This is a genomic window from Acinetobacter sp. 40AMC3-4 (genome assembly GCF_049898185.1).
Lineage (GTDB): Bacteria > Pseudomonadota > Gammaproteobacteria > Pseudomonadales > Moraxellaceae > Acinetobacter.
This window is the reverse complement of sequence record NZ_JAFCXG010000012.1, coordinates 45,442-57,082: the sequence shown is the minus strand read 5'-3', so window position 1 is coordinate 57,082 and position 11,641 is coordinate 45,442. Positions and strand designations below refer to the sequence as shown.

Genomic DNA, 11,641 nt, shown 5'->3' with positions numbered 1-11,641 from the left:
TAGTTTTCAGGCAAACCATTGATTTTTAATTTGGCAAATTTTTAACACAAACTTCCTCTATAAGACATGGAAAATTTGTGATTTTATTAACAAATAGATGCTAATGAATTGTAAATATTATGAATTATCAAGATATTTTAGACTTTTGGTTTCATGCGGACAGCCAGCCCTTATGGTTTAGCCAAAGTCATGAATTCGACCAAAGTATTGCGCAGCAGTTCATGAGCACCCATCAGCAGGCAGCCCAGGCTGAACTTTGGGGCTGGCGTAAAACCGCAGAAGGCCGGCTGGCCGAAATTATTGTGCTAGATCAATTTTCACGAAATTTATTCCGTGATTCTCCCCAAGCTTTCGCCCAAGACAGTCTGGCACTGGCCTTGGCTCAGGAAGCCATCAGCCTGAACCTGGATCAACAGCTCAGTCCGGAACAGCGTGCCTTTCTGTATATGCCATTTATGCACAGCGAATCCAAACTGATTCATGAATTCGCCTTAAAACTGTTTCAGCGTCTGGGCAATCCGACCAATCTGGAATTCGAGAAAAAGCACAAGGTCATTATTGACCGCTTTGGACGTTACCCGCACCGAAACCAGATTCTGGGTCGTGACTCGACCGATGAAGAACTTACTTTCCTGACCCAGCCCGATAGCAGTTTTTAAGATTTTTTAAGACCGGCTGTCTGGACTGGATCATTGCATCAGGAGATCGAACATGAAAAACATGCTACTGGGATTGAGTATGATTGCTGCCATCAGCCTGACTGGCTGTGCAACCACACCCTCAAAGCCCTTAACATTTGATCAGTTAGGTCGCTACAGTACCACTCCCCTCAACAGCAACACTTACCGTATCAGCTTTCAGGCCCGTCCCAATATGAGCTTTGGCACAGCTGAAGAAATTACCCTGCTCAAAGCCGCACAGACTACCGTACAAAATGGTTTTCAATTCTTCAGAGTACTGAATGATCCAAGTAACCGCACCCAGCAACCTCCACGGCAAGCCATCGTCTATCCGGCGCCAAGCTTTTATCCTTACGGGTATTACCGCCGATATCCGGGATTCTGGCCAAACCCATTCTATGACCGTCCTTATACCGTGACTCTGGATCCTGCCCAGGTGGCTTATACCATTGAATGCTTCAAGGCCAATCAGGCGCCTCAAGATGCCTTTGATGCCCGCTTGATTTTACAGTCACTTGGGGCTAAATATGGTTTAAGTCCATCCGGTGCAGTGCTGCAACCGCAACCGGCCAATCCCTCCTGACAGGATGATCTATGCAGACAGAGCGTATCTCCCCGAGCTTACAACGCAGTAAACGTTTCGCGACCATCGCCCTGGTGGTCGCCGTACTGATCTGGTTGGCATTGATGGTTGCAGCCAAACTGCTACCCGAATATGTCTGGCTCATTCATATTCTGATGCTCTCGGCAGAAGCGGGTGTGGTCGGTGGTCTGGCGGATTGGTATGCGATTACCGTACTGTTTCGTAACCCTTTTGGCAGATTGCCTATTCCCAAGTTTTTACGTGACCATACCGAAATCATTCCACGTAACAAGGCCCGTATTGCAGAGTCGATGGGCCGTTTTGTGCAGGAAAATTTTCTTTCTCCGCAAATTGTACAGCGCAGTCTGGACAGTACCGACCTGAGTCTGGCTGCAGGACGCTGGCTGGCCAATCCACAAAACAATGCCCAAGTGACTCAGGTCATTCAACAGACGGTGCCTAAAATTTTTGAATTTGTGGGACAGGAACAGATTGCCGGATTTATCCAGAGCAACAGCGTGCAATGGGTCAAAAATACCCAGATCAATACCCTAGCCAGCGAAATGCTGCATGCCGTTCTGGACAATGATTTCCATCAGGATGTGCTACAGCGTGGACTGGATGTGGTGCATGCCTGGATGACCTCGCATCCTGAACAAACCCGTGAGCTGACCCGTAACCTGTTTAAGGAAATGGGGGTGTGGAAACTGGCCAAAGGCGCCAGCTGGATCGGGATTGATGTGCAGCAACGCAGTATTGATTCCGTGATCGGGCGCGTTGAAGCCATGCTGGCCGATCCAGATCATCCATGGCGACTCAAAATTGAGAACATGGGACATAGCTGGATGTTACAGCTGGCGGATAATGACAGTGAAGCCAGCCAGCGTCTGAATGAAACCAAAGATGCCTTACTGGATAGCCCACAAGTGCTGAATTTTATCAGCGGTGCGGTGGTGATTTTATGTGATGCGATCAAGGCTGACTTGCAAAAACCGGATTCGGGGATTGCGGAAAATCTTAGAATTGCCATCCAGCAGGTCGGAGAAAATATTATCTCGAATGCCTCGGTACGTGAGCTGCTGAATAAACGTCTCAGCGGAATCGCGGTTGACCTGAGTGACCAGTATAGTGAAAAAGTGATTCGTTTTATCAGCGAGCGCATTCACGAATGGGATTCAAGCGAGATGATCGACAAGATTGAAAATGAAGTCGGCGGCGACCTGCATATGATCCGGGTCAATGGAGTTGTGGTCGGTGCTTGTATCGGTCTGGTGCTCGGGATCATCCGGGCGGCGGTGGAGCATTTAATTTAAAAATGATGCTATTCGCCCCATATAGCCCCACTTTTAAAATGCTCAAGAATTGACTCCAGCCAGATCAAATTTAAGATTTAAAAAATGATCATTTGGGTGGCTGAGGTCCGGACATATCGACCAACAGCCCAGTGAATTTACGTACAAAAGGCAATAAGGTCACTACAATCGGAAACGCAATCGCCCAGGAAATCATCCAGTTATGAAACCAGAGTGCCATAAATCCATCAATCCAGCCAAGATTACGCAGCATATTGATCATGGAAATAATGCCACTCATCAGGCAGGACAGGATAAAAGGCACAATAATCAATGCCCATTTTGCAGGGAGTTTAGGAATATGACCGATAATGGTCGGACGTTGTGATGCAGCCACGACATGCTCTTTTTACTGTTTTCAGATGACTAATATAAGCCAAATTCTGTACGGTGAAGCATTGTTTTTTTTCATCTGAAATGTTGAGCTAAAAACTGGTTTTATTTTCACGGGATTAATCCGTTGATTTTCCCTTTCTTTAGTCAAAAACTTCTGACGAAGTGATCCTCCACTTTTTATTCCCGAGAAATGCTTTTACCTAAACAGCCTGAAATTTGCTATATTTGCTGTTTTTCTGCGATCTCTATTTTCGACTGATTATGAATACGGCAATACAAGCAGCTCTCGATCATGCAGTGCACACTTTACAGGCACAAGGCGTACTCCCATCTGACTGGAACAATACAAGTAATTTGACGCGTACCAAAGACCGAAGCCATGGTGACTTTGCGTCGAATATTGCCATGATCGCGTCGAAAGCTGCGGGTATGAAGCCACGTGATTTAGCGGAAAAAATTCTTGCTGCCCTGCCTGAAGTGGCAGATATCAGCAAGGCAGAAATTGCCGGTCCTGGTTTTATTAACTTCTTCCTGAATGCTGACCAGCGCTTTGCAGTCCTTGATCAAATCCAGGCACAACAGGCGACTTATGGTCGTACCCAGGTCAATGCGGATAAACGTATTCAGGTTGAATTCGTTTCTGCCAACCCAACCTCTAGCCTGCACGTAGGTCATGGTCGTGGTGCTGCGTATGGCATGACGGTTGCGAACTTGCTTGAAGCGACCGGTGCAAAAGTCGATCGCGAATACTATGTCAATGATGCTGGCCGTCAAATGGACATTCTGGCGACTTCGACTTATCTGCGCTACTTAGAATTAACGGGTCAGGAACTGGTATTCCCGAAAAATGCCTACCAGGGTGACTACGTAAAAGAAATTGCACAAAGCATTATTGACCAGGATGGCGATGCTTATGTCCGTCCTGTGGCCGACGTGTATAAAGATGTGCCTGAAGATGTACAGTTTGCAGCCGAATTAGATGCTGATGGCAATAAAGTCGTATTGTCTGGTGATAAAGAAAAACACATTGATGGTTTGATCTTTAATTCACAAGCGTTAATTGGCACAGGCTACCGCGTATTCTTGCAAGCCGCGCTTAAAGCAATCTTAGATGATATTAAAGATGACCTCGGCGAGTTTGGTGTAACCTTCAATCAATGGTTCAGCGAAGAATCATTGACAGACAAAATTGAAGAAGCCTTACAGACTTTAGACCAGCGTGGTTTCCTGTATGAACTGGATGGCAACATCTGGTTTAAATCCACTGCATTCGGTGATGAAAAAGACCGTGTCGTAAAACGCCGTAATGGTCAGACCACCTACTTCGCATCTGACATCGCTTATCACCTGAACAAGTTACAACGTGGCTATACCGATATCATCGATATCTGGGGTTCGGATCACCACGGTTATATCGCACGTGTAAAAGCGGCCATTGATGCGTTGGGCTATGACTCGAAAAAATTAACGGTTCTTCTGGTTCAGTTCGTGAGCCTATGGCGTGGCGGCGAGATGGTACAAATGTCATCTCGTTCAGGTCAGTTCGTGACCTTGCGTGATTTGCGTAAAGAAGTCGGCAATGATGCCGCTCGTTTTTACTACGTGATGCGCAAGTCTGAACAGCACATTGATTTTGACCTGGATCTTGCTGTGTCACAAAGCAAGGACAACGCCGTGTATTACATCCAGTATGCACACGCCCGTATCTGTCGTATGTTAGAAAAAGCAGCTTCTACCAATGTTAACTTTGATGCTACAGCGGCACGTAATTTAGCGGCTAAGCTGGAGCTTGATGCTGAAACTGAAATCCTGGCCAAGCTGGCGGCCTATCCAGAAATTCTGGTCCGTGCTGCAAACAGCTATGAGCCGCATCAAATCGGTAACTACCTAAAAGAACTGGCAGCATTATTCCACGGCTGGTACAACGACAATAAAGTACTCGGTGATGATGCTGAATTGACCCAAGCACGCTTATTGTTATCAGTGAACGTGCGTCAGGTACTGCGTAACGGTCTGGAACTGCTTGGCGTATCAGCTCCTGAGAGCATGTAAGCAAAACACTGTTTTGCATGCTCGCAAGGCGAGAGCTAGGCTCGAAGCAGAAATGTAAAGCACTGCTTTTACATTGATGCAAGAAGGTAAATAGTCAAAGCACTGCTTTTACATTGATGCAAGACAAGAGCTATGCTCGAAGTGAGCATGTAAGCAAAACATTGCCGTTGATCTGCTGAGCAGACATTTTGTAACTTTAGCTATGTGCTTGAAGATACAGATAAATTAAAATTCTGTGTGATTTGTGATCTAGAGGATGACTTTTGTATCCTGATCACATAGGATGAAGTGATAGTAGGGGCATAACTGCTGTTATGCCTTTTCTATATGTCCCGATTAATAAGAGGAAAATCCCAAGTGTTTGGAAAAACGCAACGCGGTGTATCTGAAAGACCGAATAAGCCTAAAAAGCCACTTATTCCAACCTGGCTCGGCACACTCGTGATCATTTTAATCGTGTTAAGTTTTTTGATGGCACTGATGCTCTGGAAGCCATGGGAACCAGTTAAACCGAAAACTCAAACAAGTGCTGAATCTGTCCAAGAAGAAGATACCAATAAAGATTACCGTTTTTATGATCTCTTGCCACAGCAACAAGTGACGCCAATTCCTGAACAGGCCGTCCCTGAAAACAAAAATCAGGATACGGTAGTGATTGTAGAAGCACCTCGACCTGAAGTGGCTACACCTGAGGCGACCACAACTGAGCCTGGCTTAGAAGCCAGCGAAGCACCTGTTGCCGCTCCGGCCAGTTATATTCTGCAAGTTCGCAGCTTTGATGATCCAGATCAAGCCGATGCCCGCCGTGCCGAAATTATTCTCAATGGTTTATCTGCCGATGTGGTACGCAGTGTAGAAAATGGCAAAGTCTGGTATCGCGTGGTTTCAGGCCCTTATGATTCTGCAGAAGCCGCAATTATCGCGCAGCAAACCTTGCAGAATAGCGGTATCGATTCCATCGTCGTGAAACGATAAATTTCTAGAAATGAAAAAAAGCGCCTGATGGTGCTTTTTTTATTTGGATCTCTCTAACCGTCTCCTTAATAGGAGAGGAAATCCCCCTTTTTTAAAGGGGGACTGAGGGGGATTTTTATTTATTCTAAACGAGAAAATATTTAATCCCTCCAACCTCCCTTTAATAAAGGGAGGCTAAAATCTTTAAACTGTATGCCCCAGCGCTTCACCCATATTCACCAAAGAATTGGCCTTGAACGCGGCATCCCATTGCATTTTATTTTCTTCAAATAAAATCACTGCCGTTGAACCGAGGTAGAAACGCCCCAGTTCTGCCCCTTTTTCCAGGAACAGATCATGCTGATTAAGTTCGATTCGTCCTGAAGGCTTCACTTTGCCGGTTGCCACCGTTTCAATACCCGCTACAATCATCGCACCGACCAATACCACCGCCATACGACCGATTTCAGTATCAAACAGACAGACCATACGTTCATTGCGTGCAAACAGGCCCGGAATATTTTCTGCGGTCACCTGATTGACCGAGAATAGCTCGCCCGGTACATATAACGTTTCAGTCAAGGTGCCAGCAAATGGCATATGCACCCGATGATAATCACGTGGCGACAAATATACGGTCGCGAATTCACCATTTTTGAATGGCTCAGCCAGTTGCGGATCAGCAATCAGGGCTTCAACGGTAAATTTCTGGCCTTTGGCCTGAAACACATCGCCATTTTCAATTTTACCCAGCTGGGAAATCGCACCATCTGCAGGCGAAACAATGCTCGTAGCATCTGGATCAACCGCACGGATACCTTCTTTTAGGGCACGCGTAAAAAATTCATTAAATGACTTGAATTTCAGGGCATTGGCCTGTTCAGCAATCGACATATCAATGCCATACTGCGCCTTAAAGGCAGTAATTGCAGCAGTTTTGATAATCGGGTTTTCGCTGGCGGCAATTTTACCCACCACCCGAGACAAGCGATGTTGCGGTACTAATCGTTGAGCTTTAATAAAAAACTGTTGTTTTAAAAGTGATGTGATGCTCAAGATGGCAGCTCCCCTGTAGCGATTGGACTATCGAGGCGGTTGCCCCATTCACTCCACGCACCATCATAGGCTCGAATTTTCCAGCCCAGTAAACGACCCAGAATATAGGCCAAACCTGAGCGGTGATGGGACTGGCAGTACACCACAACGGGTTGATTCAAATCAAAGCCCAGTTGTTCCAGACGCTGCTGAGTACGTGGTAAAGGCTGTAATTTTAAATGATTTTCACGATTAAGGGCAGTACTCCATTCAAAATGACGTGCTCCCGGAATGTGACCGCCGCGTCGAGCCGCTAAACGTAGGCCAGTATATTCATCTTCTGTACGGCAATCCCAAATTTGAACCTGTTGATTTTCAACCTGTTGGCGCAGTTCATCATAGCCAATCTGAAAATTCGCCTGATGCTCAAGATTGACCTGCAACACGTTCTTCACTGGTGCAAACTGTTCCTGACTGGAAGAAGTCGGCAAGCCTGCACCGAGCCAGGCATGAATCCCACCATTCAATAAGCTGGTATTTTCAAAGCCCAGACAATGCAGGTTCCAGAGCAAACGCCCTGCCCATGCCCCGCCCTCATCATCATAAGCCACCACATGATGTTCAGGAGAAATATTCAGATAATCAATGAGAGTCTGCAAGCCTTCCGCGTCCGGCAACAGTCCCATTGCCGTTTCTTCCTGACGCACCAGAAGTTTAGGCTTTAAATGCAAGGCGTGCGGAATATGCAGCTGCTCATACACAGAGGCACGGCTCAGGTCGACAATACGAAGTTTTTCATGGCCCAAATAGGGAACTAAATCTTCTGCCTCAATCAGCAGGCCAAAATTAAAAGCTGCAGCGGTCATCGTTATCATGGCTATTATTGGTCAAATCCTGTTGATCTTAGCACAGCTGGTTTTTAGACTTATGCGCTTTCTTTGCAGATGATTAGCAAGATTTTAGCTAAACCCTAGTCTTAAATACTCTTGCATAAAAAAACCGCATCTGCATAGACACGGTTGTTTAAAATTATGAATTGTTCAAACTGACTTAGGCAGGTTCATTGATCTCAAAAACCTGACGTAAATAGGCCAGGAACGTATCATTATCGGTCATGGTTTTGCCCGGACTATCCGAGATTTTGGCTACTGACTGACGGTTACATTCCACCAGTTTCAGCACAATATTGAGTGGGGTTTGCCCCATATCATTGGTCAGATTCGTGCCAATGCCGAAACTGACCTGAAAACGGTCTTTAAAGTACTGATGCAATTTCCAGGCTTTTTCCAGATTCAGGCCATCACTAAAAGTCAGCATCTTGGTTTTGCTGTCTATTTTCAGCTTTTTATAATGCGCATAGGCCTTGTCACCCCATTCATAAGGGTCGCCACTATCATGACGCAAGCCATCAAACAGCTTGGCAAAGTACAGGTCAAAGTCGCGCAGGAATGCATCCATCCCCACCACATCGGTCAAGGCAATACCCAAGTCACCACGATATTCCTGTACCCAGCTTTCCAGTGCAGATTTCTGGAAATTACGTAAACGTACGTCCAGCGCCTGAAAAGCTTGCAGGAATTCATGCGCCATGGTACCAATCGGGGTAATGCCCAGCTCTTTGGCTAACAGTACATTACTGGTCCCACGGAACACATGCGGTGCGGCTTTGTGAAATTCTTCGACCACATGCTTTTGCCAATCGAAACTGTAACGGCGACGCGTACCAAAATCTGACACCAAGAATGGTGGATCATTGGGGTTTTGCGCAGTGTCATACTGTTTTAACAGCTCGATTTTGGCTTTTAAACGGCGCTCGCCTTCTGCCAATACTTCAGGCGTGCGAATGCGGCTGAAATACAGTTCATTGACAATAGCGAGAACGAATATCTCAAACATCATCGCCTGAACCATCGGGCCTTCCACCACAATATCCAGACGGCCTTGACTGTCGATACTGGCCTTGATGAAACGGCGCTTGAGCTGGAACAGTTCCAGATAATCGACAAAGTCGCTTTTGATAAAACGTAAGCTTCTTAAATATTGCAGTTCATGTTCTTTGAATTTTAGCTGACACAGCAGGTCCAGTTGATGATTCAGGTCATCCAGAATATCCGTCAGTGGATAGACTGTATCTTCCAGATTACGACAACGGAAATGGTAGACACTATGCGTTTGCGGAAACTTGTGTAAGACCACTTGTAACATAGTGAATTTGTACAAGTCAGTATCTAACAGAGAATGGATAATTGGAGCCATAACTAAGGGAATATCGCTGTGCTTATCTCTGCATTAAAGCATAAAAAGTCATGCAATAATGCAGGATTTACGTACAGCTGGCTGTATTTGCGAAAAAAGTATCAGAAGCATAACCCGGTTTATTTCTGGGTGTTGGTCTGAGCTTTTTCCTGTTCCTGAATCAGTTTCTGTAGCTGTTTTTCCTGGCCAATGACCTTGGCAAATTCGGCTGTGGTCTTTTGTCCGGTTTTTTGCGCCTGGACATCACAGTCCACCTGACGCAACTGCTTGGCAATCGCAAATTCCATCTTGAATAAAGCCCCCATCAAGGCCGTATTGCCTCGATTGTCTCGAGCACAGCGGTCGGCACCATGTTTAAGCAAACTGCTGACTATCGCTTGATGGCCATAATACGTTGCCATCATCAGTGGCGTATAACCGTCTTTATTGCGTACATCGACCGGAAAGCCATGTTTTAAAAATTCGTTGATAACTTCGCTATTGCCAATTTTGGCGGCAGCAAAGAACAGGTCGATCAGTTCCTGTTGTGAGTTCATCTGAATATTGTCCACGCTTTTAGCGGGGGAGATCTCCTTCGCGACAGTCACGTTTGCGAATGCGGAACCTATCGTGAGAATACTGGCTAAAAACATAGATGACATAACTTTCATGATGAACTCCAGCAGAAATCGAAGGGGAATTTAAGTCTTGAAAGACTGAATTATCCTGAGATGAGATAAAAAACGGAGTGCCTGTAAAACTCCCCCTAGGGTGCAGGAAAGGTTTGGAGTATTACAGGACTTTTTGGAGGTGATGCGCTATGCCCTAGTCACCAGTTCCTCAAGACCAATCGGGATTAGTCTTTTAATTTTGCAGCTTTGGCTTTAACAGTCGCCAGGTTACCGTTTACCGCCTTGGTCATACGTGTACCGTAGTCCGCATCTGCCTTATAGAAGTAAGACAACATGATGTGCTTGGTTTCTGAATCTTTCACTGCGCCTAAATCAGCAGCAAGGTTCATGATCAGGTCATCTTTTTCTTTAGCCGAGTATGAACGGTACAGCTCACCTGCCTGCTTGAAGTTCTGCTCTTTCACGCCAATTTGCTGTACATGACCAGATAATGGTGTTTCTACCGCACGTGCTTTTTCAGTGGCAGCTTTTGGCTCTTTACGGCTTGGCTCATAGTTCACATCCGAGTCACGCTCAGAGATATTCATGTAGCCATCCTGATTATTGTTGTTCACATTTACCACTGGACGGTTCACCGGAATTTGCTGGTGATTCGCGCCTAAACGGTACATTTGGGTATCTGAGTAAGAGAAGATGCGGCCTTGTAGCAGACGGTCTTCTGATGGCTCGATGCCCGGAACCAGATTACCTGGCGCAAATGCCGACTGTTCAGTCTCGTTGAAGAAGTTCTTCGGCATACGGTTCAGGGTTAAAGTACCGACTTTAGTTTCTGGAACCAGCTCGGTTGGCCAGATTTTAGTTGGATCTAATGGATCAAAATCAAAGCTGTTTAGATCTTTAGGATCAAGCACCTGAATATACAGGTCCCATTTCGGGAAGTTACCTGCATAGATGTTGTTATAAAGATCATTGGTCAAGTGGTTGAAATCTTTACCTTGCTGTTCAGCCGCTTCTTTGACGTTCAAGCCCTTCACACCCTGTTTAGAGCGGAAGTTGAATTTCACGTACTTGTATTCGCCTTTGTCGTTATACAGTTTGTAGGCATGTACACCGAAACCGTCCTGTTCGCGGTAGCTGGTTGGGACACCTTGCTTGCCATAAACATAAGTCAGCATGTTGGTTGCCCAAGGCTGGCTAGACAGGAAGTCAAATACACGGTTGGCATCTTGTACATTGGTGACCGGGCTTGGCTTCATCGCATGGATGAAATCCGGGAATTTGATCGCATCACGGATAAAGAAGACTGGCGTCTGGTTACCGACTAAGTCCCAGTTACCTTCCTGGGTATAGAACTTCACTGCGAAACCGTGCGGGTCACGTAAAGTCTCTGGTGAACCTTTACCATGAATTACGGTAGACATACGCACAAAAACTGGAGTTTTGGTACCGGCCTTGAATAAAGAAGCAATTGTTAAATCAGACAGATCTTTCGTAGTAACGAATTCACCATAAGCCCCTGTACCACGCGCATGTACCACACGTTCAGGAATACGCTCACGACCAAAACGTTGCAGTTTTTGAACCAGTTGCACATCTTGCAGCAAAGTTGGACCTTGTGGACCCGCAGTGATCGAGTTCTGGTTATCACCGACTGGCGCGCCATTGTCTTTTGTTAAAGGAGCAGCTTGTGTAGCTGTGACAGTTGCAAGCATTGCAAACAGTAATGAACGCTTAAACATTTCTAAATCTCTCAATTTATTACCTTTCCTGCATGGGCTAAGA

Annotated in this window: 11 protein-coding genes; 5 read left to right on the top strand and 6 right to left on the bottom strand. The window is 45.9% G+C overall.

Going from position 1 to position 11,641, the window contains the following annotated elements; genetic code table 11:
* Window positions 1–119 precede the first annotated feature (119 nt).
* Genes ACP7BU_RS12895 through ACP7BU_RS12885 form a run of 3 tightly spaced genes read left to right on the top strand, consistent with a single transcriptional unit; the run spans window position 120 to window position 2,576 of the window.
* Complete coding sequence (locus tag ACP7BU_RS12895) at window positions 120–659, top strand: DUF924 family protein (protein WP_114540923.1); 540 nt, start codon at window positions 120–122, stop codon at window positions 657–659.
* A gap of 52 nt (window positions 660–711) precedes the next feature.
* Complete coding sequence (locus ACP7BU_RS12890) at window positions 712–1,263, top strand: CC0125/CC1285 family lipoprotein (RefSeq protein ID WP_425880068.1); 552 nt, start codon at window positions 712–714, stop codon at window positions 1,261–1,263.
* Window positions 1,264–1,274: 11 nt separating this feature from the next.
* A complete protein-coding gene (locus ACP7BU_RS12885) occupies window positions 1,275–2,576 on the top strand; it encodes a DUF445 domain-containing protein (RefSeq protein WP_004281268.1) in 1,302 nt (433 codons plus the stop codon).
* A gap of 88 nt (window positions 2,577–2,664) precedes the next feature.
* Here ACP7BU_RS12885 and ACP7BU_RS12880 read toward each other — a convergent pair whose 3' ends face one another.
* Window positions 2,665–2,952, bottom strand: a complete 288-nt coding sequence (locus tag ACP7BU_RS12880; RefSeq protein WP_004647201.1) for a DUF2798 domain-containing protein — start codon at window positions 2,950–2,952, stop codon at window positions 2,665–2,667.
* Window positions 2,953–3,212: 260 nt separating this feature from the next.
* Between ACP7BU_RS12880 and argS the strand changes: the two genes are divergently transcribed.
* Together argS and ACP7BU_RS12870 are read left to right on the top strand one after the other, a co-directional pair.
* Entirely contained in the window at window positions 3,213–5,003 is a 1,791-nt protein-coding gene (argS, locus tag ACP7BU_RS12875) for an arginine--tRNA ligase (protein ID WP_004281266.1), read from the top strand.
* A gap of 357 nt (window positions 5,004–5,360) precedes the next feature.
* Complete coding sequence (locus tag ACP7BU_RS12870; protein ID WP_005245641.1) at window positions 5,361–5,978, top strand: SPOR domain-containing protein; 618 nt, start codon at window positions 5,361–5,363, stop codon at window positions 5,976–5,978.
* A gap of 183 nt (window positions 5,979–6,161) precedes the next feature.
* On the opposite strand, the gene asd is transcribed toward ACP7BU_RS12870, so the two are convergent.
* The 5 genes from asd to ACP7BU_RS12845 all read right to left on the bottom strand — a co-directional run bounded on the left by asd (window position 6,162) and on the right by ACP7BU_RS12845 (window position 11,598).
* Window positions 6,162–7,013 carry an archaetidylserine decarboxylase gene (gene asd / locus ACP7BU_RS12865; RefSeq protein WP_425880069.1) on the bottom strand — a complete coding sequence of 284 codons (852 nt, stop codon included), beginning with the start codon at window positions 7,011–7,013 and terminating at the stop codon, window positions 6,162–6,164.
* Window positions 7,010–7,858, bottom strand: a complete 849-nt coding sequence (locus ACP7BU_RS12860) for a sulfurtransferase (RefSeq protein WP_114540920.1) — start codon at window positions 7,856–7,858, stop codon at window positions 7,010–7,012. Before ACP7BU_RS12860 ends, asd begins: the two co-directional genes overlap by 4 nt.
* A gap of 184 nt (window positions 7,859–8,042) precedes the next feature.
* Entirely contained in the window at window positions 8,043–9,248 is a 1,206-nt protein-coding gene (gene pncB, locus ACP7BU_RS12855) for a nicotinate phosphoribosyltransferase (protein ID WP_425880070.1), read from the bottom strand.
* 119 nt (window positions 9,249–9,367) lie between these two features.
* On the bottom strand, window positions 9,368–9,898 hold the full coding sequence (locus ACP7BU_RS12850; protein ID WP_425880071.1) for an ankyrin repeat domain-containing protein: 531 nt from the start codon (window positions 9,896–9,898) through the stop codon (window positions 9,368–9,370).
* A gap of 185 nt (window positions 9,899–10,083) precedes the next feature.
* Window positions 10,084–11,598: a catalase gene (locus tag ACP7BU_RS12845; RefSeq protein WP_425880072.1), complete on the bottom strand. Its 1,515-nt coding sequence runs from the start codon at window positions 11,596–11,598 to the stop codon at window positions 10,084–10,086.
* Between the last annotated feature and the right edge of the window lie 43 nt (window positions 11,599–11,641).